Source organism: Arthrobacter sp. MMS18-M83 (assembly GCF_026683955.1).
In the GTDB taxonomy this organism is placed as follows: Bacteria; Actinomycetota; Actinomycetes; order Actinomycetales; family Micrococcaceae; genus Arthrobacter.
Genome location: NZ_CP113343.1, coordinates 2,587,359 through 2,611,407 on the forward strand (window position 1 = coordinate 2,587,359; position 24,049 = coordinate 2,611,407).

Here is a 24,049-nt window from a genome sequence, read left to right on the forward strand (position 1 = left end):
GATATAGCAATAATGACTGTGAGCGCAGTCACTTGTCAAGATATTTACTCACCATCTAGATATAGCTCTCACGATGTGGCAATCTTTAGTTATGGATGTGAAGGAAGACACAAAGACCGACATGATCGGCAAGGCCCTGGGCCTCCTCGTATTGCTAGGCAACGAGCCGAAAGGGGCCAGCGCCTCCGAGCTCGCCCGCCAGGCGGAGCTGCCGTTCAGTACTACGTACCGGCTGCTCGGATCCCTGACCCGCGACGGTTTTGTGGACTATGAGCCAGATGGGCGCCGCTATCACCTGGGCCTTCGTGTCTTCCAGCTTGGGCAGCGGGTGTCCAATCACCACGGCTTTGCGGGTACCGCGCGGCCCATCTTGCAGCGCGTCACGGAGGGGACCGGCGAGGCCACCATCCTTTCCGTACGGGATGGCCACCACCACCTCACGGTCAACAAGGTGGACGGCCCCCAGATGTTCCGGGTGACGAGCGATCCGGGGCACCTTGGAATGCTGCACACCACGGCGGTAGGTAAGGCATTGGTCGCCTTCGCGGATGACCACGAGCGGCAGCAGCTCGTGGAAGAGCTCGAGTTGGAGCCGCTCACGGAGTTCTCCATTACAGACCGCGACGCATTCCGCCTGGAAATCGAAAAAGTCCGGCGCCAGGGCTACGCGATCATGGACGAGGAGAATGAGGTGGGGATGCGCGCTGTTGCCGTCCCCGTGCTCAACTCCCAAGGTGTTGCCTTCGCATCCCTTGCCACCGCGGTCCCCGTCTTCCGGATGAGCGTGGAACAGCTCGTGGCCGTCGTTCCCCTGCTGAAGAGTGCGGCGTCCGAGCTTGCCGACCGCCTGCCGCAGCGCTAAGAGTCTGGCGGCAGTCACTTTTGTTCGCGATAAGAACACTAGTGCAATATGTGAACAATTTGTGTAGTCTGATTCATACCGCCCGGCGGAGCAGCTCACTTCGGACGTCCCAAAGGACTCCGGAGAAGGCCCATCCGCGGGTGCAGTTGTCAAAGGAGCAATGAGCATGAGCAACCGAGCCGAATCCTTCTTGGTGGGCCTTATTGGCGAAGGCGTGACGCCTTCTCTGACGCCGCCCATGCACGAGAGGGAGGCCGACGTACAGGGGCTGCGCTACCTGTACCGGCCCATCGACCTGCTGGAGCTCTCCCTGCCCGGCTCCGCCGTCGGCGATCTCCTGACTGCAGCTTCCCGGCTCGGTTACAACGGCCTCAACATCACGCATCCGTGCAAGCAGCTGGTCCTGCCGTTCCTGGACGAGATTTCCGAGGACGCCCAGCGGCTCGGCGCTGTGAACACCGTTCTGATCCAGGACGGCCGATTCATTGGCCACAACACAGACTTCTCCGGCTTCGGTTCCGCTTTGGCCAGCGGCCTTCCCGACGCCGGCCTGGACCGCGTCGTTCAGTTGGGCGCCGGGGGTGCCGGCTCCGCCGTCGCATACGCCCTGCTTTCCGCGGGCGTCAGGACGCTGGACCTTGTAGACGTGGATCCCGCGCGCTGCGCCGAACGGGCGGCGGAACTCGCCGGGCTGTTCCCGGGCAGCACTGTTACGGCACGCACGACGGCGGAGCTACCGCAGCTGATGCCGCTTGCCGACGGTCTGGTGCACTGCACACCGGTGGGCATGGCCGCGCATCCAGGCCTCCCACTGGACATGTCCCTCGTCGAAGCCCGACATTGGGTGGCTGACATCGTCTACCGCCCCATCGAGACCCAGCTGGTGCTCGAGGCCCGGGCCAAGGGCTGCCGCGTGCTCGACGGCGGACGCATGGCCGTGGGCCAGGCAGCCGACGCTTTCCGCATCTTCACAGGCCGCGACGCCGATCCGGAACGAATGCGGGCACACTTCCTTGAGCTGGTGGGCGCCGAGGAAGCCAAGGTTGAAGGGTCAGAGGCCGGCAAGGCTCTCGCCGGGGCGGGGCACTGATGCGCACGGGAATCGCCACAGTCTGCCTGTCCGGCACGCTCAAGGAAAAGATGCAGGCCTGCGCCATCGCGGGCTTCGACGGCATCGAGATCTTCGAACAGGACCTCGTCACCTCGCCGCTCAGCCCGGAGGACGTGCGGAAGATGGCCGCGGACCTTGGACTCGGCCTGGATCTCTACCAGCCGTTCCGCGACTTCGACAGTGTCGCCGAGGACATCCTCCAGGAAAACCTGCGACGGGCAGACGCCAAGTTCAGGCTCATGTCCCGCCTTGGCATGGACACCATCCTGGTGTGCACCAACGTTGGAACTGCCACGATCGACGACGACGACCTCCGCGCCGAGCAGCTCTCCCGCCTGGCGGAGTTGGCCGGGGACCACGGCGTCAAGGTGGCGTACGAGGCACTCGCTTGGGGCAAATACGTCAACGACTACGAGCACGCTCACCGTTTGGTGGAAGCCGTGGACCACCCCAACCTAGGCACTTGCCTGGACTCCTTCCACATCCTTTCCCGCGACTGGGATACCGCACCCATCGAGGCCATCAAGCCCGGGAAGATCTTCTTCGTCCAAGTGGCCGACGCCCCGAAACTCTCCATGGACGTGCTGTCCTGGAGCCGCCACTACCGCGTGTTCCCGGGCGAAGGACAATTCGAGCTTGCCAAGTTCATGGGCCACGTTGCCCGTGCAGGCTACTCCGGTCCGGTCTCGCTGGAAGTCTTCAACGACGTCTTCCGCCAATCGGATGTGGAGCGCACCGCCGTCGACGCGATGCGCTCGCTGATCTGGCTTGAGGAACAGAGTGCCAAATGGCTCGACGCGAACGCGTCCTCCTTTACACAGGGAGGAGCGCCGGGAGGCGCCAGCGGTGACTCGCCCGCCAACGCCGCCAGCCGCCGTCGTTATCCCATGGAACTGGCCACCCTGCCCAAGGTGGCGGAACCGGCCGGTTTCAACTTCGCCGAAGTCAAAACGGATGAGCCCGCACAGCTCGAGACGCTTCTTGGCCAGCTCGGCTTCGAATTCGACGGCCGGCACCGGACCAAGGACGTGCAGCTGTGGTCCATGGGCCAGGCACGCGTCATCATCAACGAACAGGCGCCGTCACACAGTGAACCCGCCGTCGCGGCGTTGGGGTTCGACGTCGACTCTCCCGTGATTGCCTCGGCCCGCGCCCAGCAACTCAAGGCACCCGTGGTACCGCGCAAGGTCCAGGCGGACGAGGAAGTGTTCCAAGGCATCGCAGCCCCGGACTCTACCGAGATCTTCCTGTGCCAAGGCAGCCCGGACGGCACCGCCGCCTGGACTCGCGAGTTTGGCGAAGGCCTTGAACATCCTTCAGCGGGAACGCAAGCGGTGATCGACCACGTGAACCTGGCCCAGCCCTGGCAGCACTTCGACGAAGCCGTCCTCTTCTATACGAGTGCCCTTGCCCTGGAACCGCAGCCGTTCGCCGAAGTGCCAAGCCCCAGCGGCCTGGTGCGCTCGCAGGTCATGGTGACTTCCGACCGTGGCGTGCGCCTGGTGCTGAACCTTGCTCCGTTGCTTCAGCAGGAACCCGGCCAGCAAGAACCCGGCCAGCAAGGCAACGGCGCCCGCAAGAGCTACCAGGAACACATCGCCTTCGCGGTGGATGACCTCGTGGCCACGGCCCGGGCGGCGCAGGCACGCGGACTGGAGTTCCTCCAGATCCCGGCCAACTACTACGAGGACCTGGATGCTCGCTTCGCCCTGGAGCCTGCTTTCCTTGCCACCCTGAAGGAATTGAACCTTCTCTACGACAGGGACGCCAACGGTGAATTCCTGCACTTCTATACCGCCACGGTGGGCAGCGTGTTCTTCGAAATGGTGGAACGCCGCGGCAACTACGACGGCTACGGCGCCCCCAATGCCCCGGTGCGGCACGCCGTCCAGTACGACTCGCTTCACGCCCACCGCGTGCACCGCTAAACAGAAACGCACGCAGAAACAAGGAAAGCAACCACCCGAAAGGAGCCGGCCGTGCTGCTAGACGCAAATGCCGGGCACTACCAAGACGACGAGCTCGTACCGGCGGCAGAACCGCACGCCGCCCACGCGCCGTCGGACGCCGCCGTCGAAACCCAATCGGATCTCAGCGCCGAGATCAAAGCCATCGGCGACGCGTACGCCCAAGCGCTCAAGAACGGTGCCGCACCGGAGACGCAGCCCCGCCTGGACTTCGCGCCATATCGCAGCAGCATCCTGCGCCACCCCACCAAGAACCTGCACCACGCGGACCCTGAGACCATCGAGCTGTACTCGCCGGCGTTCGGGCACCAGGACGTACACGCCCTGGAATCGGACCTGACCATCCAGCACAACGGCGAGCCCCAAGGCGAGCGGATCATCGTGCAGGGCAAAGTGCTCGACGGCGACGGCCGCCCGGTTGCCGGTCAGCTCGTGGAGATCTGGCAGGCAAACGCCGCCGGCCGCTACATCCACAAGCGCGACCAGCACCCCGCCCCGCTCGACCCGAACTTCACCGGCGTCGGACGCTGCATCACCGGACCGGACGGCTCCTACCGCTTCACCACCATCAAACCCGGCGCCTACCCGTGGAAGAACCACCTCAACGCCTGGCGTCCGGCACACATCCACTTTTCCATGTTCGGCACGGACTTCACGCAGCGCATCGTCACCCAGATGTACTTCCCGGGCGACCAGTTGTTCCCGCTGGACCCCATCTACCAGTCGATCGTGGACCAAGACGCCCGCGACCGCCTCGTGGCCAAGTACGACCACGAACTGACGAGCCCCGAATGGGCCCTCGGCTACAACTGGGACATCATTCTGAGCGGGTCGAAGCGGACCTGGACCGAAAACGAAGCCTTTGGCGACGCCGGGGACGAGGAGTAAGCACATGAGCAAGTTGACCCCCACACCCGGTCAGACCGTTGGCCCGTTCTACGGCTACGCCCTCCCCTTTAATAAGGACAACGAACTCCTCGCCCCGGGCAGTGCCGGAAGCATCCGCCTTCAAGGCACCGTGTACGACGGCGCCGGCGAAGCCATCCCGGACGCCATCCTGGAGATCTGGCAGCCGGACGCCGAAGGCAACGTGGTCCAGCGCACGGGCTCCCTGGTCCGTGACGGCTACACCTTCACCGGCTGGGGCCGCGCGGCGGTAGGCAACTCCGGCGTTTTCACGTTCACCACGGTCAACCCCGGCCCCACCTCCCCGGTCCCCGGAAAACCAGCGGCGGCTCCGTTTATTTCCGTCGCCGTCTTTGCCCGTGGCCTCATGAACCGCCTGTTCACCCGCATCTACTTGCCGGAAAACGAGGAAGCTCTCGCGGCCGACCCGCTGCTCAGCTCCCTCGATCCCGAGCGCCGCAAGACGCTCATCGCCCGACGCGACCCGGATGGCGGCCTCACCTGGGATCTGCGCCTGCAGGGCGGGGACGAGACTGTCTTTCTCGACTTCGAAGGCGCCTCCCGATGAGCCTCGACGGCGATTTCGGGCTGCTCAGCCCGGTTTCGGCGTCGTCCGCGGTGGCGGCGCTGACGGGTGACCGCGCGGTCATCGCGGCCATCCTCGACGTCGAGACCGCCTGGGCAGCCGTGCTGGAAGAGGCGGGCTTCGTGCCCGCCGGTTCCGCCGCCGTCGTGGCCGAGGCCGCGGAATCCTGGGCCTACGACGCCGCGTCCATCGCCGAACGGGCCCAAGGTGGCGCCAACCCGGTCATCCCGCTGCTTGCCGACCTCCGGGGCAGGGTCAAAGGGCTGGATGCCGGCGCACTTGCTGCGGTGCACACCTCGCTGACCAGCCAAGACGTGCTGGATTCGGCCCTGATGCTGCTTGCTCGGCGTGTAGTTTCCGCGCTTCTCGCCGAAGTAAAAGGCACGACGACGGCGCTCGCCGACCTTGCGGAGCAGCATGCGGACACGCTGTGCGTAGGCAGGAGCCTGACCCAGCACGCGCTTCCGTTCACCTTCGGGCTCAAGGCGGCGCAGTGGTTCCAGGGAGTGGCCGCCGCGGCCCGCCGCCTTGAGTCGTTGGAGCTGCCGGTGCAGTTCGGCGGGGCCGGTGGCACCCTGGCTTCGGCAACCGTGCTCACGGAAGGCTCGCTGTTGAGCCCCTTCGCCTTGGCAGACGCCCTGGCCGGGAAGCTGGGTCTGGCTCCCGTCCCTGCGCCTTGGCACACCAACCGGCTTGCCGTCACTGCACTCGGCGACTCCCTCGCGGCACTGACGGACTCCTTCGGCAAGATCGCCTCGGACCTGCTTTTCCTCAGCCGCCCCGAGGTTGCCGAGCTGGGCGAACCTCTTGCCGCAGGCCGCGGAGTCTCCTCGGCCATGCCGCAAAAGCAGAACCCGGTGTTGTCCGTGCTGATCCGCAGCGCGGCGCTCCAGGCTCCGGGGTTGGCAGCTCAGTTGCACCTCGCAGCAACGAACTTCAACGACGAACGCCCCGACGGTGCTTGGCACAGCGAATGGCAGGCCGTGAGGGGCCTGCTGCGCCTGAGCCTTGGCTCCGCCATCCAGCTCCGCGAGCTTGCCGAAGGACTCCGCATCTTCCCCGAGGCGATGCGTCGCAGCCTGGAAATCTCCGGGCCATTGCTGCTCAGCGAAGCCGTGGCGTCCTCCATTGCTCCGCTCCTCGGCGCAGACAGGGCCGAAGCGAAGGCTCGGCTGCAGGCCGTCGTCGACGAGACCCTCCAAGCACCCGCAGCAGAACAATCCCGGATCTACACCGAGCTTCTTCGCGAGGCCGTGCCAGCGAGCAAGCTGTCCGACGAGGAGCTGCGGGCGCTCCTGGACCCGGCGAACTACGTGGGCGAGGCTGCGGAGATCAGTCGCCGCATCCTGGCCGCCTACCCGGAATTTTCCAACACCAATCCGAAGGGAGCCGATCGTGGCTAAGCCCAACGTCAAGGCCGTGTTGCTGTCCCCGCAGCGCCCCCTGGGGGAGAAGCCACTCCTGGTGGTGGGGCCCTCGCTCGGAACGTCCACGGTGCTGTGGACCGAGACGGCAGCCCTCCTCGGCGACGACTTCGACGTCATCGGCTGGGACCTGCCTGGTCACGGCGTCTCGCCCGCTGCCGCCGAAACGTTCAGCGTCGCCGAGCTGGCCGACGCAGTGGTGGACTTGGTGGACTCGATCGCTCCCGGCGCCGTGTTCCACTATGCCGGGGACTCCCTGGGCGGCGCCACGGGGCTGCAATTGGGCATCAAGCACGCAGAAAGGCTCAAGAGCCTGTCCGTGCAATGCACCGGAGCGAAGCTCGGAACGCCGGAGGGATGGCTCGAACGGGCCGAAACCGTTCGCGTGCAGGGCACCGCGGTGATGATCCAGGGATCAGCCCAGCGCTGGTTCGCTCCCGGGTTCATGGACCGCCAGCCCGCGGTCAGCAGCCGCCTCCTGCACGCACTGCGGGACGCCGACCGTTTCAGCTACGCCTTCTGCTGCGAGGCCCTCGCCGGTTTTGACGTCCGCTCCGAGCTCGGCAGCATCACCGTCCCCACGCAGGCGCTGGCCGGCGTCGAGGACACTGTTGCACCGCCGTCGTTCGCTCAGGAAGTGGCGGACGGCATCAACGCCGGATTCAACACAGCCGGCGGCACCGCTATCGCTATTGCGCTCGACGGCGTCGGGCACCTTGCGCCCGCGGAGGCGCCCGCCGTCGTCGCGGACCTCATGCGGACGTTCATGACGGAGGCCGGAAAATGAGTGCTGATTCTTCGCAAGGCGCCGTTCAGCGCGACGCCACCTCGGAGGAAATCTACGACGCCGGCATGGTGGTCCGCCGTGAAGTGCTCGGCGATGCGCACGTGGACCGTGCCAACGCCAAGAAGGACGAATTCACCGAGGACTTCCAGGACATGATCACCCGCATCGCGTGGGGCGGCATTTGGACCCGCCCGGGCCTGACGCGGCAGATGCGCTCGGCGGTGACCGTCACGGCGATGGTGGCGCACGGGCACTGGGAAGAACTGGCCATGCACATCCATGCCGCCATCACCAACGGCCTGAGCAGGGACGAAATCAAGGAAATCCTGCTGCAGACCGCCATCTACTGCGGAGTTCCCTCCGCCAACACCGCATTCAAGACCGCGCAACAGGTCTTCAAAGAAATGGATAACGCATGAACCAGGCCTACGTGTACGACGCCGTACGCACACCTTTTGGAAAGTTCGGCTCGGGCCTTGCCGGGGTGCGCCCGGATGATCTCGCAGCCCACGTGGTGCGCGAAGCCGTAAAGCGCGCACCTGGTTTGGATGTTGAGCGCATCGACGAGGTAGTGTTCGGCAACGCCAACGGCGCCGGCGAGGAGAACCGCAACATCGCCCGCATGGCCACCTTGCTGGCCGGGCTTCCGACGTCGATCCCGGGCACCACGGTCAACCGCCTGTGCGGATCTTCCCTGGACGCAGCGATCATCGCCTCCCGCCAGATCAACGCCGGCGACGCCGAGCTCATGCTGGTGGGCGGCGCTGAGTCCATGTCCCGAGCGCCCTGGGTGCTGCCCAAGACGTCCAAGCCGTACCCGGCCGGCGACATGACCCTGGCCTCCACCACCCTGGGCTGGCGCCTCGTGAACCCGGCCATGCCCAAGGACTGGACCATTTCCCTGGGGGAGGCCACCGAGCGCCTGCGCGAGAAGTACGGGATCACCCGGGAACGGCAGGACGAGTTCGCTGCGGCCTCGCACAACCTCGCGGCCGCCGCCTGGGACGAAGGCTTCTACGACCAGTTGGTGACCCCGGTTCCGGGCACCGAGTTGGTCCGTGACGAAGGCATCCGGGCAGGCTCGACGGCGGAAAAGCTCGCCGGGCTCAAGACCGTGTTCCGTCCCGAATCTTCGGACGCCGCCGCAGGTAAGACCACAGGCGGAACAGTGACGGCAGGCAACGCTTCGCCGCTGTCCGACGGCGCCTCCGCGGCTTGGATCGGCAGCGAGAGTGCCGCCGGGCTGCTGGGTCTGGAGCCGTTGGCCCGCATCGCCGGCCGCGGTGCGCACGGGAACGACCCCCAGTTCTTCGGCTACGCGCCGGTGGAAGCGGCTAACAAGGCCCTCGCGAAGGCGGGCATTGGCTGGGACCAGGTGGGCGCCGTCGAACTTAACGAAGCTTTCGCCGCGCAGTCCCTGGCCTGCATTGATGCATGGGGGATCGATCCTTCGATCGTGAACCGACACGGCGGCGCGATTGCGATGGGACACCCGCTGGGCGCCTCCGGCACACGCATCCTGGGCACCCTGGCCCGCAGCTTGGAGGCTTCCGGTGAGCGTTGGGGTGTCGCGGCGATTTGCATCGGCGTCGGGCAGGGCCTGGCCGTGGTGCTTGAAAACGTTACTCATGGGGTTAAGGGCTAAGGCAATGCTGAAATTCATTGACACAGTCGGCGAAGCAGTCGCTGGCATCAAGGACGGCTCCACCGTCATGATCGGCGGCTTCGGCAATGCCGGCCAGCCGTTCGAACTTATCGACGCGCTGCTCGATTCCGGCGCCACGGACCTCACCGTGGTGAACAACAACGCCGGCCAGGGCGATCAGGGCCTGGCGCTGCTCATCAAGGAAGGGCGGGTCCGGAAGATGATCTGCTCGTTCCCGCGGCAGTCCGATTCCTGGCACTTCGACGCCAAGTACAGGGCCGGGGAAATCGAGCTCGAGCTCGTCCCGCAAGGCAACCTGGCTGAACGCATCCGGGCTGCCGGGGCCGGTATCGGCGGGTTCTTCACTCCCACCGGTTACGGCACCATGCTCGCCGAGGGGAAACATACGCGCTTCCTGGACGGCAAATGGCAGGTGTTCGAGACGCCCATCCACGCCGACGTCGCGCTCATCAAGGCGCTCAAGGCCGACGGCAAGGGCAACCTCGTCTACCGCAAAACGGCCCGGAACTTCGGCCCCATCATGGCCGCCGCGGCCAAGCACACCATCGCCCAGGTGTCGGAGATCGTCCCGACCGGCGCCCTGGATCCGGAGAACGTGGTGACCCCCGGAATCTACGTCAACAGCATCGTGAAGGTGGCCTGACATGAGCAACCAAACCTCAACAACACCCCTCGGCCGTGACGATCTCGCGCGGCTCGTGGCGCGGGACATCGCTCCCGGCTCGTTCGTGAACCTCGGCATCGGGCAGCCCACGCTCGTCTCCAACTACCTCACGGAAGAGCAGAACATCACGCTCCACACCGAGAACGGGATGCTGGGCATGGGCCCGGAAGCCAAGGGCGAGGAGATCGACGGCGACCTCATCAACGCCGGCAAGATCCCCGTCACCGAACTCCCCGGCGCCTCGTATTTCCACCACGCCGATTCCTTCGCGATCATGCGTGGCGGCCACCTGGACATCTGCGTGCTCGGCGCTTTCCAGGTCTCCGCGACGGGCGACCTCGCCAATTGGCACACCGGGGCACCGGACGCCATTCCGGCGGTCGGCGGCGCGATGGACCTGGCCACCGGCGCCAAGGATGTGTTCGTCATGATGACGCTCCTGACCCGCGACGGCGTGTCCAAGCTCGTCGATACCTGCAGCTACCCGCTCACCGGCGTCGGTTGCGTGACCCGCGTGTACACGGACAAAGCCGTCTTCCTGATAGGGACCGACGGCGTGACCGTGCGTGAGACGTTCGGCTGCACCTTCGAAGAACTCCAAGCGCTGGTGCCGGTCCCGCTGAAGGCGGCCGGCGCCGTCGTCGGCGTCTAAACGGGAGCGCGAACTGGCAGCAAATTCCCTCTGGAAGCAGTTCAAGGGGCATTTGTTGCCAGTTCGCGCCAATAAGATTGGTAACCATGACCGACGCAGCAGTGGCAGGAGCACCCCAGGCAGGTGCTCCCCAGGCGAGTGACCAGTACGTACAATCGCTGGCCCGCGGCTTGTCCGTGATCCGTGCTTTCGACGCGGCCAACCCCGTCATGACGCTCAGCGAGGTGGCGGCGCGCACCAATCTGACGCGCGCCACGGCGCGTCGATTCCTGCACACCCTGGTTGAGCTGGGCTATGTCCGCACGGACGGCAAGACCTTCGCACTCACGGCGATGGTGCTGCAGCTGGGCTACTCCTACCTGTCGGCGTTGTCCCTGCCCCAACTCGCGCAGCCGCACCTTGAGGACCTTTCGCTGAAACTGGGGAATCGACGTCGGCCGCGGTACTGGACGGGCCGGACATCTTCTACGTGGCCCGCGTGACCACGCGCCGGATCATGACGGTCGGCATCTCGGTGGGGACACGCTTCCCGGCCTACGCCACGTCCATGGGTAGGGTCCTTTTGGCCGGCCTGACGCAGCAGAAGCTGGACGAATACCTGTCCTCGGTGGAGTTCAAGGCCCTGACGCCACGGACCATCACATCCCGCAGGGAACTTCTGGCCGAACTGAACCGCGTGCGCGCACAAGGATGGTGCCTGCTGGACCAAGAGCTGGAACTGGGGCTCATGTCCGTTGCAGCCCCCGTGCGCAACGCCGCGGGGAAAGTTGTGGCCGCAGTCAACGTCTCTCTCCAGGCCCAAAACGTCGCCGCGCAGCCCGAGCCCGCGGCTTACATCGAGTCAGTCCGGGGCGAAATCGTGCATACCGCTGGGCTGATTTCGGCGGATATTGCCGCCAAGCATTGAGCCCCCAGGCAGGTCCAGAGACCAAACAAAAACTACAGCCAGAGCCGCGTCACTCCGGCGAGGCCCTGGACCTGAACGGGCGTGGTGCTGCTGCCTGTGCTGCCGTTGCCGAGTTGACCCTGCGCGTTGTAACCCCACGCGCGGACCGTTCCATCGCTGAGCAAGGCGAATGCGTCGTAGATGCTGCTCGCCATCGAGCTGACTCCGGTGAGGCCCTGGACCTGGACGGGGGTGCTGCTGTTTGTGATTGTGCCGTTGCCGAGTTGGCCGTACCAGTTGGCACCCCAGGCCCGGACTGTCCCATCGTTGAGCATGGCATACCCCGTGATTTCACTGGCGGCTACGGCCGTCACTCCGGTGATGCCCTGGACCTGGACCGGGGTGCTGCTGTTGGTGGTGGAGCCGTTGCCGATCTCGCCGTAGCCTCCGAAACCCCAAGCCCAAACGGTGCCGTTGCCCAGCACTGCGTAGGCCGTGCCACCGTTGGCCGTGACGGACACGGTTCCGCTGAGGCCGGGGACTTGGACCGGGGTGTTGCTGTTGGCCTTGGTGCCGTTGCCCAGCTGGCCATAACCGTTGTAGCCCCAGGCTCGGAGGGTCCCGTCAGCCAGGACGGCGTAGGCCGTGCCGTAACTGGCAGCGATGGACGAGACTCCTGTGAGGCCGGTGACCTGGACCGGCGTGCTGCTGGCGGTGTTGGTGCCGTTGCCCAGCTGCCCCGACTGATTGCTGCCCCAGGCGCGAACCGACCCGTCATTCAGCACAGCGTAGGCGGTGCCTCCGTTGGCCGAGATCGAGGCGGCCGTGCTAACCCCTTGGACTTGGACCGGCGTGGTGCTGTTGCTGGTGGTGCCGTTTCCGAGCTGGCCGGACGAGTTGTCTCCCCAAGCCCACACCGTTCCGTCGGCCAGCAGGGCGTATGCGGTGCTTCCGCTGGCGGTGATGGATAAGACCCCTGAGAGCCCACTGACTTGGACGGGAACGCTGCTGTCGGTGGTGGTGCCGTCTCCGAGCTGGCCGAAGCCATTTCCGCCCCAAGCCCACACTGTTCCGTTGATCAGCGCCGCGTACTTGGTACTCGCGCCTTGGGCTCCAGCGAACACCCCGGTGAGGCCCGGGATGCCGACCGGCGCGCTGCTAAAGGAGGTTGTGCCAGTGACGCCGAGTTGGTGGTTATAGTCGTCGCCCCAGGCGCGGATGGTTCCGTCCGCCAGCAAGGCGAACGCGGTCCCTCTGCCGGCCGTAACCGCACCGACTCCGCTAAGACCGGCGACTTGGCCCGGGCTGCTGCTGTTAGTGATGGTGCCATTGCCTAGTTGGCCGGATTGGTTGAGTCCCCAGCTCCGAACAGTCCCGTCGCGCAGCACGGCGTAGGCCACCGTGTTGTTGGAATCCCCTTTGTCAGCCGTGATGGAGGCGGCTCCGGTGAGGCCTTGAATCTGGACGGGGATGCTGCTGTTGGCGGCAGTGCCGTTGCCGAGCTGGCCGCTCGCGTTGGAGCCCCAAGCGCGGGCGGTGCCGTCGCCCAAGACCGCGTATGCGGTGCCTGCGCTGGCCGTCATGGACGTTACGTTGTTGAGGCCCTGGACGCGGACCGGGGTGTAGCTCGCTGATGTAGTCCCGTTGCCGAGCTGGCCGCTCGCGTTGGAGCCCCAAGAACGCACGGTTCTGTCGGACAGCAGGGCGTACGCGCTGGAGTTGCTGGCGGCGATCGAAGTGACGCCGGTGAGCCCTTGGACCTGGGCAGGGGTGTTGCTGACGTTGGCGGAATTTCCGGTCCCAAGCTGCCCGTTCGAATTGTCGCCCCAGGCACGGACGGTTCCGTCAGCCAGCAACGCATAGGCGCTGAAGTCGCTGGCTGTGATGGAGGTGACGCCGGTGAGGCCCGTAACTTGGACCGGGGATCCACTGCCGCTGCCGGTAGTGCCATTGCCGAGCTGACCCACAAAGTTGGCGCCCCAGGAACGGACAGTTCCGTCACTTAGCAAGGCGAAGGCTCCGTAGTAGGTGGCAGTGATGGAGGTGACGCCCGTGAGGCCCTGGACCTGGAGCGGCGTGCTGCTGGAGGTGATGCCGCTGCCGAGCTGGCCGGACGCACTATCGCCCCACGCGCGGACGGTTCCGTCGTTCAGAAGAGCGTACGCAGTGCCCCCATTGCTGGTTATCGACGTGACTCCGGTGAGGCCTGGGACTTGGGCAGGAGTGCTGCTGTCCAAAGTGGTCCCGTTGCCGAGCTGCCCCCGGCTGTTGAGGCCCCAGGCCCGGACCGTTCCATCACCCAGCAGCGCGTAGCTCGTGGACCCGTCCCCGGCGAAGGACTTAACTCCGGAGAGGCCTGCGATGGCCGCCGCAGTCGCGAGGTAGGGCGTGGTGCCGTTGCCGAGCTGGCTGGACTGGTTGTCGCCCCACGTGAGGGCAGAACTGGTTGACGTTCCGGCGAGGAAGTAGCCCGCGACGTCGGCGATCAGCTGGGTGGCGCCTGCGGAGCGGTTGAAGAGGGTGATTTTGCCGTCGGAACCAACCGGGACGGTGACGGAGCCCGGGATAGTCTGGCCGCCGGCGAAGTTCACGTTGGAGGCGTTCGGCCGTGTGGTTCCCGAGGCGTACGCGGTGATGAAACCGTACGACTGCGGGCCAGTGACGGTGAGGTTGAACACGGCCGCCGCGGCATTGGCGGGAATTCCGTTCACGCCACCGACCCGGAAGGACACTGTCCCGTCCGGGCCCGCAGGCGCGATGCTTCGCGTATCCAGGAGCCGGGCCGGGGTCACCGGGACGAACACGCCGGGAGTGTTCGGGGCACCGGTGAGGTAGTAGCCCGCGACGTCGGCGATCAGCTGGGTGGCGCCTGCGGAGCGGTTGAAAAGGGTGACTTTGCCGTCGACGCCGACGGGAACGGTGACGGAGTTTGGAACCGTCTGGTCTGCTGCGAAGTTGATGTTGGAGGAATTTGGGCGTTCGGTTCCGGAAGCGTAGGCCGCGATGAAACCGAACGACGTGGGGTTCGCGACGGTGAGGTTGAAGGTCACTGCGGAGACTGTTGCCGGGATCTCGCCCACCCCGCCCACCTGAAATGACACCGTGCCGTCCGGGCCCGCAGGTGCGTTGGGTCGAGTGTCCAAGAGCCTGGCCGGGACCACCGGGACGAACGCGCCGGGTACCGTCGGCGTGCCGGGGAGGTAGTAGCCGGAGACGTCCGCGATGAGGTGGGTGTTGCCGGGGGACCGGTTGAACAGGGCGACTTTGCCGTCGGAGCCAACCCGGACGGTTACCGAGTTCGGCACGGTCTGGCCGCTCGCGAAGTTCACGTTGGAGGAGTTCGGCCGGTCGGTTCCTGAGGCATAGGCGGTGATGAAACCAAACGACTGCGGGCCGGTGACCGTGAGGTTGAAGGTGACCGCTGAAACCGAGTCGGGGATTCCGTTGACGCCGCCCACCTGGAAGGAAACGGCAGAGTCAGGGCCCGCGGGTGTGCTGTTGCGCGTGTCCAGGAGCCGGGCAGGTGAGATTGGAATGAAGGCGCCCGCCGCCGTCGGCCTCGCGGAGGTTCCGACGACGGCGACTGGCGTTATCGCGGAGCCGCCCGTAACGGCAGCCCCTGCGCCGGGCGCCGCCAGCCCGGACATCACAACCAGGACGCCCAATGCCGCAGCCACGCCAGTGGCTCCCCGCCTTAGCCGCGCACGCAAAGAAACCATGGAATCCTCGAAAGACATGGCTCCCGATGATGGGCAAGCCGCTACTGATCCTCGCGAAAATTACCACACAGGTAGGTCCAGGCTCGGCTGCGGCGCGGAGTACGCGGTGGCAAAGCCAACATCATCGCGTCAGCTTGGCGCCGTCCGGGTGCTCGTCGCCAATGTGCCCGGGAGCGTTGGCGGCCAAGACGCGTTGGACGAACGCGCTGTACTCCTCCATGTAGTGGCGCAGGAGGGACGCGGTCCCATCGTCCCGGACGGATCCATCCTCGTTGAAGGACGCCGGATTGAATTTGATGTAGGCCTCCGGAGCGCTCAGTTGCGGCGCGTCGAGGAAGCTCAGCTGCGCATGGAGGACTGCATCACGGCCGTGCCGATGCTGCCGGGAGATGTGCCGATGATGCCAGTGGGCTTGCGGGCGAAGGAGTTGGTTCCCCAGGGCCGGGATCCCCAGTCGATGGCATTCTTCAAGGCGCCGGGGATGGAACGGTTGTACTCGGGGGAGACGAACAGAATGCCGTCCGACTCGGCGATCGCGTCCTTCAACGCCCGGCCTGCAGGCGGGAAATCGGCGTCGTAGTCAGAGCTGTACAGGGGCAGGTCCTTGATGGGAATCTCGGTGAATTCGAGCTCCTCCGGCGCAACGCTGATGAGCGCGTTGGACAGGACCCGGTTGATGGATCGGCTTGACAGGCTGCCGACGAAGTATCCGATCTTGTACGTTGCCATAGCTGTGTTCCTTCCCGACGGCGCGGCCGGAACCGGCTCATCGACGGTGCGGTAACTGGAGGCTCCCAGCCCACAGCGAGCTTATTAGAGCAGCCCGAAGATGGGAATGGGAGGGCACGATGTATGTGCCAACGCCCCCTGCTCCGCTGCGTTTGAAGGGCTCGAGGGCATCCACCTGCGGTCCACTTGGCTGTGGTGACCGCGACGTGGAACCCGACAACGACGACGTAGACGAAGGAGCCGGTACGGCCACCGCGCAGCCACGACCACGCAAGAGGCGCAGAGCGCAACCAACCCGCTCCACCGCCGCACCCTACAAGGCCGCCTCATGGAGCCGGAGCACTCTCGGCTTTCTCGTTCTCGAGAATGACAAACTGGGTGCAGTTGTCCCGGTGAGGGATCCCGGACCGGACGGTGTAGTCATGCTGCGTCCAGTTTGACCGGCGCGGGCGCGCAGGTTTGGCGGCGCGTACTGTTGCTTCTTGATGCACCCCCTTTGGATGACAGGTACTGCTGTGGACGATACATTTTTCGTTGATCATGTGGCTGATCGTCTCGCCACTCTTCCTGGGGTGCTTGCGGTATCCCTCGGCGGATCATGTGCAACTGGCACCCACGCCCCGTCCAGCGACTGGGACTTCGCACTGTACTACCGGGAACGTTTCGACCCAGATGACCTGAGAGCACTTGGCTGGCCAGGAACGGTCTCCGAGATCGGCGGTTGGGGTGGCGGGATCTTCAACGGCGGGGCATGGCTGGACATCGATGGCCGTCGGGTCGACGTCCACGACCGAAACCTCGACGTTGTCGAGCACGAGCTGGCCGAGGCCCGCCAGGGCCGCTTCCATATTGAGCCGCTCATGTTCCATCTAGCAGGGATCCCGAGCTACCTGATCGTCGCCGAACTCGCCATCAACCGCGTCCTCCACGGCACTCTGCCGCACACGGACTACCCGCAACTCCTCCTAGAGACCGCCCCTCCGGTTTGGACTGATCGGGCACACATGACGCTCGGCTACGCGCGCAACGCATACGTTGACAGCGGAAAGCTCACCGAGCTCGCCGGCTCCCTTGCCATATCCGGCGCGATGGCCGCACACGCCGTGCTTGCAGCTCGCGGCGAGTGGGTCACCAATGAGAAACGGCTCCTGGAGCGAGCGGGGCTGCGCGAGATGGACGAGCTCATCCTCGGACTACATACCGAACCGTCCATTCTTGAGGGAACGATCGATCAGGCCACCCAGCGTTTCAAGGATGCTTTGGCCAAAGCGATGCACTAGCCCCGCTCGGCAGGTAGTGTCCGGTCAAAGCCGGGAAATGGCGGGTTGGGGTCCCCGTTAGGGATCCTTCATTGGGATGCTGAGGTCACAATGCCTTCGCCATGGGGAGAAGTTCGTGCAGGCTTCGAATCATAAGGTCCGGGGCGGCTTTCGGTGTCGCGGCGCCTTCCCTGTTGAGCCAGACTCCGGTCCACCCTGCTGCTTGGGCTCCGGCGACGTCGTTGGCCAGCGAGTCGCCAACCATGATTCGAGGTTCCCCGGGCAACAGGTCTGAGGCGATGTCGAAGATCCGGCGATCTGGCTTTTCGACGCCGTGGTCCTGGGACAGGACGGCGGCCTGGAAGCAATCCTCCAGGCCGAGGCGCTTCGGGTACGAGTTGCCGTTGGACAGGAGGCCGACATGGTGGTTTCGTCGCAGCTCTGCTAGGACCGGCAGGACGTCGTCGTAGAGCATCACATCCGCGAAGCGGCGCTGCAGGTAAAACTCGTTGAGATGGGCCGCGAGATCGTCGTCACCCAATCGCAGGCGGGCGAGGCTCTGCCTGAAGGCCTCGAACCGCACCTGCTCAAGGTTGGTCACGTGGCCGCGCAACCGTTCCGCGACGGCTTCCCGGTCGGTGACGAATGGCTCGACGCTCATGTCTCCTCCGGTCCCGGGCCGAAGCCTGCTGAGCTCGCCGATCGTGGCTGCCAGGGCCCGCCTCATCATCGCCTGGAAATCCCACAACGTCTGGTCACCGTCAAAGAAGAAGACTGCCATGCGGCCCATCAAAACAGACGCGTGCCTCCGGCAGGAACTATGTCGCAGAGAGTCCCGGTGAAAGTTTGTCCTGTGGGACAGCCGGCCCCGGCGGTCAGGGCTCACGCTTGCGCCGTCAGACGGCCTACCTATTCTTCCACCGCCCGAAGCCCCATACAGGCGCCTCAATGACCGATCCGTTGCTGCGACCCGTCTCTGATTAGCCCAACCGCAAGGCTCAGGCAGGACTGGGGCTGCCGGAAAGTAAGGTTGCTCCGTGGAGGAAGTGCTTTCCGGTGGAAACATGAACGAAGTGGTCCGCGCCGGAGATACGGTGCGACGTCCCAGTGGTCCCTGGACGAGCACTGTCCATGAGGTCCTCCGTCGTCTGCACCTCAAGGGAATCGAAGGGGTTCCGCAGGCGTATGACATCGATGATGCAGGACGGGAGAGCCTGGACTTCGTGCCGGGCTCGGTTCCCTCGTACCCGATGCCCGTGTGGATCTGGGAGGACTCCTTCCTGGTGACCGCAGCCGGCAGGCTACGCGAGTTCCACGACGCCACAGCAGGGCTGAACATCGTGGATGCGGTCTGGAAGACGCCGGTTCACGAGCCGGCCGAGGTGGTCTGCCACAATGACTTTGCCCCGTACAACTTCGTCTGCAGGGACGGCCAGTTCTCCGCGGTGATCGACTGGGACACGATCTCGCCCGGCCCGCGGATCTGGGATGTCGCCTACCTTGCCTACCGCCTCTGTCCCCTCACCGCACCCACGAACCCGGACGGCCGCCCCGGGATCAGCTGCGAGGATCAGGGCCGACGACTTGGGCGACTGCTCGGCGCTTACGCCGACTTCACCGCCTCAGAGGCGCTCATCGTGGCAGTGGAGCGGCTTGAAGACTTGGCGCGGTTCACGGCCGCTGAGGCCCAACGCCAGAGCAGATCCGACCTCGCCGGTCACGTGAACCTCTACATGAACGACGTCGAGTATCTGCAAACTGCAGGGTCGAGCATCGTGGGCGCCGCAGAAAGAGGCATCCTCTAGTTCGAGGAAGCGGCGCTTCAAGTCTCGCGTCCGGTGAGGATCCGTGAACGGGCGTATTCACGGTTCGACCCCGCGGCGCTCGTTGGTGTGACCCTATGCTCATGGCATGACTTCAGCACTGGACGGGGCCCTCAAATCGGCTCAAGCATTCGTCAGGAAGGTACACCCGGAAGCGGCCGCGTCCGCATTAGCCGGCAGCATCGCGCTCGGCCGCGGGACCAGAACTTCTGATCTCGACATCGTGGTCTACTACGACGACCGTCCGGCGAGCTTCGCAGAAACACTCAGACATGACGGCTGGCTGGTCGAATCGTTTGTCTACGGCCCTGAGGGCATCGATGAGTGGTTCGCCTTGGAGACGAAGCAGCGCCGGCCCGTCGCCTTGGACATGTGGGCTGGCGGCATCCCACTGGTTGACAATGTCGCAACGGCGCTGCTGCAGGCCCGTGCGCAAGGGGTGATGGCTGCAGGTCCGGAGCCGATCGGCGCGACACAGCAAGCCGACCTACGATACGGGCTCACGGCAGCCATAGATGATCTCCAGGGATGCCCGGATCCCGGAGAGGAGTTCGCCATCATCGCGGACGTCTATAAGCGCGCCGGGGAACTGATGCTCTTCGCCAACCGCAGCTGGCTTGGGAGCGGCAAGTGGTTGGTGCGACGCCTCGGAAATCTCCAGGATCCGACTGCGAAGCGCCTCGTTCAGTGGGCGGAGTCAGTTCCACGATCATCTGAGGAGCTCTGCCTCATCGCGCATGAGGTCCTCGAAAGCGTCGGCGGACCGCTGCAGGAAGGGCATACTCGGGGCTCCCGTGAGGCTGGGTAAGTATCCTTCACCCGCCACAAGGATGCCGGTTGTTCCGTGCTCTCAGCGACCAAGCACCGAAGCTGCGATCTGGCGTGCGGCTTGGTCCGGTGTGATGTGCGTGGTGTCGATGACCTCGGCTTCATCGTGCAGCCAGGTACGAGCTGCCACGGCGTATGGCTCCAAGTAAGCGAAGCGGAACGTCGAGGGGCCGAGGTCATTGTCGTTCTGTATGCGTTCGTGGAGCGTGGCCTGGTCGGCGTGGAGCACGAAATGCTGGATCGGTATGCCGTGCCCGGTAAGACCATCGCTGATCTCCCGCCAGTAGCTCTCGACCAACACAGTCATCGGCATTACGAGTGTGTCTCCGGTGTACTCGAGCACGCGTCGGGCGGTTTCGACGACGAGTGTTCGCCATGGCTCCCAGTGCTGGAAGTTGTCCGATGCAGGAAGTCCCGGCTTGATGTCCATGAGCACCTCGCCGACCTTCTCAGCGTCGAGGACGCGCGCGTTGGGCAGCAATTGCTGCAGGAGCGCGCTCGTCGTCGTCTTTCCCGCCCCGTGGACGGACCTCGTGGACGTCGGCGCCGTGCCCAATGCCTTCATTCGACCGCGGGCCGGCAGCCGTAAGGATCAACGGTGCGCTGTTGTTCTGCAAACCGAGCTATCACGGTTGCATCCGGTTTGTGGAAAGTCCGCCAATCCGAGCCAACGTCGACCCAGCGAGCAGGTTGACCATCTTCCGGTAGGAGCTCGATCAGGGGGTCGGCGATCGTCCAGTAAGACAAGTTCAGTGTTTCAGACCAGTCTGACCGGTATGAGCGGGGAGCCGCGAAAGCCGGGCAGTCGGCAATAAAGAGGGCTTCAACTACCGAGTGCACTGACGTCCGACCCCAACAGCTGCTCACTGAGTCAGTTCACGCCCCGCAGGTGCCACGGCTGTTCAACAGCCGATCCGTGGCCCAATCAGTGACATCGCCGTGCGCCGGGCGCGTTCCAAGCGCGCGCGGAAGCCTGCCGGCACTTGGACTGGCAATTCGTTGATCGGGAACCAGCGGACGTCCTCGCTTTCATCACTCACGGCGATCTCGACATCCGGGGCTGCGGCCGCAGCGAACCCCACATCCCAATGGGCAGTACAGGAGAATCCCGCATGCAGATCGTGTCGGTCAAGATCCACGATCCCGGGAGAAAGCAGGGCAAGGTCGCTAATTCCGGACTCCTCGCGGGCCTCCCGCTGTGCAGCTTCCGCCACCGATACGTCCTTTGACTCGACGTGACCGCCGAACTGTACCCAGAACTGCCCCTTGCGATGGAAGCACAGGAGAACACGATCGAATTCAGGCGAAAACACGAAGCAGGACCCTGTGACATGCTCCGGACCGGCATTTCGGTGCAACCCGGCGTCCCCCGCTGAATTCAGGAACCGCAGATACGCGTCGCGCGACCCCGATGGAGGAAGTGCCATGAGGCTAGTTAGCAGGTTGGCAAGAGGCATCATGCCATCTTGCCGCACTCGGCAACGAACAACTCAATGCCACGACGAGGGGGTGAATCGCAGCGATAAATGTCACTCCTGGGGCCCGTTAGACGATCCCTCAACGGACGCCTGCAAAGCGGACTTCGATGATCTGGGCGGCCGACTTCGGAAACTGACAGCTGATCGGCGGGGAAGGTCCCACAGGGAGTGTCCCGGTCCAACCCTTACAGGACACTGCCCGGACGTCCTGGCGTAGGATTTTTCCGCTATCTGTGGTCTCCCCAAAAGGGGCTGGCTGCCCGGAACCACGTGGCTCCGGGCAGCCGGCCCGACGTAACTTCGCTATAGTGTCCGATGATTACGTTGACTTCGCCGGCGTGAGCGCCCTCGCGATGATCTCGTAGTGGCGGAACTCACCCACCATGGCGCCAGCGTCGTTAGTTGCGCTGCGGATCTTCTCCGCGGGAGCGAGCGAGGCTTCGAGACTCGAGGCGGAGTCGAAGAGCGTCACGCCAGTGGCTTGGTTGGAGTCGCGATTGATCAGCCAGAAGCCGCCCTGGAAACCGGGGAGCTGGCGAGCCGCCGGGATGACGTTTTCATTGATCTGTCTAGCGGCTGTCTCAACGGCATCTGCGCTGCCGCCGGCTTCCGCAATGCGAGCATGAGTTGCGGTCTCGTGCACCTTTTCGCCGGTGTTCGCCAGCACGTCAAAATGGTCCACCGATACCACCTCGGCGCCAATCGCCTGGGCGGCGCCGGTCCGGATCTGGTCCGCTGCCGGTCGGCTTGTCTCGAGCGCCTCCTTGTTGTCGAAGAAAGTAAACGCAACACCGTCTCCGGTACCGCGGTCAGCGAGCCAGTAGCCGCCCATGAAACCCGGGATTCCTTGGACAGCGGGGATGACTTGCTCCTGGACGACCTTGATCGCGGTATCGAGGCTATTGGGTGAGGCCTTGGTAACAGTCCTTCTCGCGTAGAACATGGATCCTCCTTCTCGAAAGCGTGCCCAGCCGGGTACCCGTTTGGTTTAGCACAGGACCCGAGAGACCTTCAAGGGCTTCAGAAAACGGAAAAAAAATCGGACGCTAAGGGCGCATGGACGGAAGTAGCGGCTGGACCGCAGCTTGTCAATGGAATCCAGCCAGAGCCCGTCCGGTTGGGGACACTCGACGCGACGGTCGCGAGTCCCCTTCGCGGGTTTTGCCTTTATCTGAAGAAGTTGGGCGAGCTCCAGGGCGGGTCGATGGCGGCGTGCGCTAAGCGCACTGTGCCGCCGATCGATATCGGGAGCTGGAGGACAGCGCGGCCCATTCTGAGGCTGTCCGCGCAGGCAGTCCGCCCTGCGGCTTCCCTGCTCGCAGCTTCGACGGTGACGTCATTCCCGTCCGGATGGACATAAAAGCCCGCTGGCGTGGTGCAGTCTCCGTCGCCGCCGACGTATGCGACGGTCGCCACCTTGTTTCCGTCCGCGAACCCAAGGAACTTCCAGGGCATGCTGATGCCCGACGCCGCCTCCCCAGCGGTGATTTCCTTTGCAGGGACCGGGGCAGACAAGTGGGCGATGCGAGCATTGCTGAAGGGCTCGAGGGCATCAACCTGCGGTCCACTGGGCTGTGGTGACCGCGACGTGGAACCCGACAACGACGACGTAGACGAAGGAGCCGGTACGGCCACCGCGCAGCCCACGGCCACGCAAGAGACGCAGAGCGCAATCAACCCGCTCAACCGCCGCACCCTACGAGGCCGCCTCATGGAGCCACCTGCCGTCCGGGTGTCTGGTCACCTTGGCCGGGGTGCAGCCTTCCCCGAAGCATGCCGCAACCCACGTCGGCTCGTGTGCAAACACCAACTCCACATCGCCTGTGTAGGGGTACCCGACCGCGGGGCAGATGGTGCTGACACCCCCACGGATAAACACAGCCAGGGCCAGGACAATGGCCAGCACCGCAAGCTCGATCAGAAGTAGCCCGCGGAGCTTCATGCCGGGAGCCTAACCCGGAAGCCCGGATTCCGGACAGCAATCCCCAAAGTCTCTGACGCACGCTGCCGAGTCTCGCAAACTGTAAGTGGTGGCTCATTGCGTTCCACTTGGCTCACACCAGCCCACGTGCAGCATGCACGTTGAGGGATCCCCGAACGCTCGCGTGGCGCCGGTGTCTGACTACCATTCACTATGGGCAGGAGAAACTTCCTCATTGAAGGAGGTTCCGGAACCGGGAAGACCTCTGTGTGCGAGGAGTTGGCAAGGCGCGGTTACCACGTCGTTCACGGCGATCGCGAACTCGCGTACCAGGGTGATCCGGAGACCGGTGCACCGATGGAGGACGTCACTGGTCTTGCCGTTCACGATCACCACCTTTGGCGGGTCGACAAAGTGAAGGCGCTCGTCGCAGATCAGCGCGAGGCGGTGACGTTCTTCTGTGGGGGATCGCGAAACTTCGCGAAGTTTATTGACCTGTTCGATGGCGTCTTCGTGCTCGAGATCGACACCGAAACCTTGGCTCGCCGGCTCGACGACCGGCGGAAGGACGAGTGGGGAGGACAGGGCCGGCAAGCGGAACGGGACCTCATACTCCGGTTGCATCGCACGAAGGCGGACACTCCGCGAGGTGGCATCGCGATCGACGCCACCGCCCCGCTCGCGCATGTTGTCGACGAGATCCTGACTTTGAGTGGGGCAGTAGGAGACTCCGCCCATTAGTCGGTCCTCCACGGGGCAGTCGCCCGGCAGCCCGCGGGGG

22 protein-coding genes and 2 pseudogenes are annotated in these 24,049 nt (G+C 64.8%); 16 read left to right on the forward strand and 8 right to left on the reverse strand.

The window, feature by feature from the left end; all coding sequences use genetic code 11:
* The first annotated feature begins 91 nt into the window (after positions 1–91).
* From OW521_RS12160 to OW521_RS12215, 12 genes and pseudogenes are all read left to right on the forward strand, one after another.
* Complete coding sequence (locus OW521_RS12160; protein WP_268019902.1) at positions 92–862, forward strand: IclR family transcriptional regulator; 771 nt, start codon at positions 92–94, stop codon at positions 860–862.
* A 166-nt stretch (positions 863–1,028) separates the two neighbouring features.
* A complete protein-coding gene (locus OW521_RS12165; RefSeq protein ID WP_268019903.1) occupies positions 1,029–1,952 on the forward strand; it encodes a shikimate dehydrogenase in 924 nt (307 codons plus the stop codon).
* Positions 1,952–3,901, forward strand: a complete 1,950-nt coding sequence (locus OW521_RS12170; protein WP_268019904.1) for a bifunctional sugar phosphate isomerase/epimerase/4-hydroxyphenylpyruvate dioxygenase family protein — start codon at positions 1,952–1,954, stop codon at positions 3,899–3,901. Before OW521_RS12165 ends, OW521_RS12170 begins: the two co-directional genes overlap by 1 nt.
* A gap of 54 nt (positions 3,902–3,955) precedes the next feature.
* Positions 3,956–4,828: a protocatechuate 3,4-dioxygenase subunit beta gene (pcaH, locus tag OW521_RS12175; protein ID WP_268025851.1), complete on the forward strand. Its 873-nt coding sequence runs from the start codon at positions 3,956–3,958 to the stop codon at positions 4,826–4,828.
* A 4-nt stretch (positions 4,829–4,832) separates the two neighbouring features.
* Positions 4,833–5,414 carry a protocatechuate 3,4-dioxygenase subunit alpha gene (gene pcaG, locus OW521_RS12180; RefSeq protein ID WP_268019905.1) on the forward strand — a complete coding sequence of 194 codons (582 nt, stop codon included), beginning with the start codon at positions 4,833–4,835 and terminating at the stop codon, positions 5,412–5,414.
* On the forward strand, positions 5,411–6,835 hold the full coding sequence (locus tag OW521_RS12185; protein WP_268019906.1) for a lyase family protein: 1,425 nt from the start codon (positions 5,411–5,413) through the stop codon (positions 6,833–6,835). Before pcaG ends, OW521_RS12185 begins: the two co-directional genes overlap by 4 nt.
* Positions 6,828–7,643, forward strand: a complete 816-nt coding sequence (locus tag OW521_RS12190) for an alpha/beta fold hydrolase (RefSeq protein WP_268019907.1) — start codon at positions 6,828–6,830, stop codon at positions 7,641–7,643. The genes OW521_RS12185 and OW521_RS12190 overlap by 8 nt, the downstream gene beginning before the upstream one ends.
* Complete coding sequence (gene pcaC, locus OW521_RS12195) at positions 7,640–8,062, forward strand: 4-carboxymuconolactone decarboxylase (RefSeq protein WP_268019908.1); 423 nt, start codon at positions 7,640–7,642, stop codon at positions 8,060–8,062. The genes OW521_RS12190 and pcaC overlap by 4 nt, the downstream gene beginning before the upstream one ends.
* Positions 8,059–9,288 carry a thiolase family protein gene (locus OW521_RS12200; RefSeq protein WP_268019909.1) on the forward strand — a complete coding sequence of 410 codons (1,230 nt, stop codon included), beginning with the start codon at positions 8,059–8,061 and terminating at the stop codon, positions 9,286–9,288. Before pcaC ends, OW521_RS12200 begins: the two co-directional genes overlap by 4 nt.
* 4 nt (positions 9,289–9,292) lie before the next feature.
* A complete protein-coding gene (locus tag OW521_RS12205; protein ID WP_268019910.1) occupies positions 9,293–9,952 on the forward strand; it encodes a 3-oxoacid CoA-transferase subunit A in 660 nt (219 codons plus the stop codon).
* Between the two features lies 1 nt (position 9,953).
* Positions 9,954–10,625 (forward strand): 3-oxoacid CoA-transferase subunit B, encoded by a 672-nt coding sequence (locus tag OW521_RS12210; RefSeq protein ID WP_268019911.1) that lies wholly within the window; start codon positions 9,954–9,956, stop codon positions 10,623–10,625.
* Positions 10,626–10,711: 86 nt separating this feature from the next.
* Positions 10,712–11,532, forward strand: a pseudogene (locus OW521_RS12215) (IclR family transcriptional regulator domain-containing protein).
* A gap of 32 nt (positions 11,533–11,564) precedes the next feature.
* Here OW521_RS12215 and OW521_RS12220 read toward each other — a convergent pair.
* Together OW521_RS12220 and OW521_RS12225 are read right to left on the reverse strand one after the other, a co-directional pair.
* The gene (locus OW521_RS12220) at positions 11,565–15,230 is read right to left on the reverse strand and encodes an RCC1-like domain-containing protein (protein ID WP_268019912.1); all 3,666 of its coding nucleotides are present in this window, start codon (positions 15,228–15,230) and stop codon (positions 11,565–11,567) included.
* Between the two features lie 121 nt (positions 15,231–15,351).
* Positions 15,352–15,959: pseudogene (locus tag OW521_RS12225) on the reverse strand (NADPH-dependent FMN reductase).
* Positions 15,960–16,474: 515 nt separating this feature from the next.
* Between OW521_RS12225 and OW521_RS12230 the strand changes: the two are divergent.
* Positions 16,475–17,239, forward strand: a complete 765-nt coding sequence (locus OW521_RS12230) for a nucleotidyltransferase domain-containing protein (protein ID WP_268019913.1) — start codon at positions 16,475–16,477, stop codon at positions 17,237–17,239.
* 85 nt (positions 17,240–17,324) lie between these two features.
* Here OW521_RS12230 and OW521_RS12235 read toward each other — a convergent pair whose 3' ends face one another.
* The gene (locus OW521_RS12235) at positions 17,325–17,999 is read right to left on the reverse strand and encodes an HAD family hydrolase (protein ID WP_268019914.1); all 675 of its coding nucleotides are present in this window, start codon (positions 17,997–17,999) and stop codon (positions 17,325–17,327) included.
* Positions 18,000–18,282: 283 nt separating this feature from the next.
* Between OW521_RS12235 and OW521_RS12240 the strand changes: the two genes are divergently transcribed.
* Together OW521_RS12240 and OW521_RS12245 are read left to right on the forward strand one after the other, a co-directional pair.
* Positions 18,283–19,023, forward strand: a complete 741-nt coding sequence (locus tag OW521_RS12240) for a phosphotransferase (protein ID WP_268019915.1) — start codon at positions 18,283–18,285, stop codon at positions 19,021–19,023.
* Between the two features lie 106 nt (positions 19,024–19,129).
* A complete protein-coding gene (locus OW521_RS12245; RefSeq protein ID WP_268019916.1) occupies positions 19,130–19,849 on the forward strand; it encodes a nucleotidyltransferase domain-containing protein in 720 nt (239 codons plus the stop codon).
* 42 nt (positions 19,850–19,891) lie between these two features.
* Here OW521_RS12245 and OW521_RS12250 read toward each other — a convergent pair whose 3' ends face one another.
* From OW521_RS12250 to OW521_RS12270, 5 genes are all read right to left on the reverse strand, one after another.
* On the reverse strand, positions 19,892–20,425 hold the full coding sequence (locus OW521_RS12250) for an AAA family ATPase (protein WP_268019917.1): 534 nt from the start codon (positions 20,423–20,425) through the stop codon (positions 19,892–19,894).
* 346 nt (positions 20,426–20,771) lie between these two features.
* On the reverse strand, positions 20,772–21,329 hold the full coding sequence (locus OW521_RS12255) for an NUDIX hydrolase (RefSeq protein WP_326493953.1): 558 nt from the start codon (positions 21,327–21,329) through the stop codon (positions 20,772–20,774).
* A 337-nt stretch (positions 21,330–21,666) separates the two neighbouring features.
* Positions 21,667–22,290: a hypothetical protein gene (locus tag OW521_RS12260; RefSeq protein ID WP_268019918.1), complete on the reverse strand. Its 624-nt coding sequence runs from the start codon at positions 22,288–22,290 to the stop codon at positions 21,667–21,669.
* A gap of 224 nt (positions 22,291–22,514) precedes the next feature.
* On the reverse strand, positions 22,515–23,033 hold the full coding sequence (locus tag OW521_RS12265; protein WP_268019919.1) for a hypothetical protein: 519 nt from the start codon (positions 23,031–23,033) through the stop codon (positions 22,515–22,517).
* Between the two features lie 10 nt (positions 23,034–23,043).
* A complete protein-coding gene (locus OW521_RS12270; protein ID WP_268019920.1) occupies positions 23,044–23,289 on the reverse strand; it encodes a hypothetical protein in 246 nt (81 codons plus the stop codon).
* Positions 23,290–23,535: 246 nt separating this feature from the next.
* Between OW521_RS12270 and OW521_RS12275 the strand changes: the two genes are divergently transcribed.
* Positions 23,536–24,009 (forward strand): nucleoside kinase, encoded by a 474-nt coding sequence (locus OW521_RS12275; RefSeq protein WP_268019921.1) that lies wholly within the window; start codon positions 23,536–23,538, stop codon positions 24,007–24,009.
* Positions 24,010–24,049 lie beyond the last annotated feature (40 nt).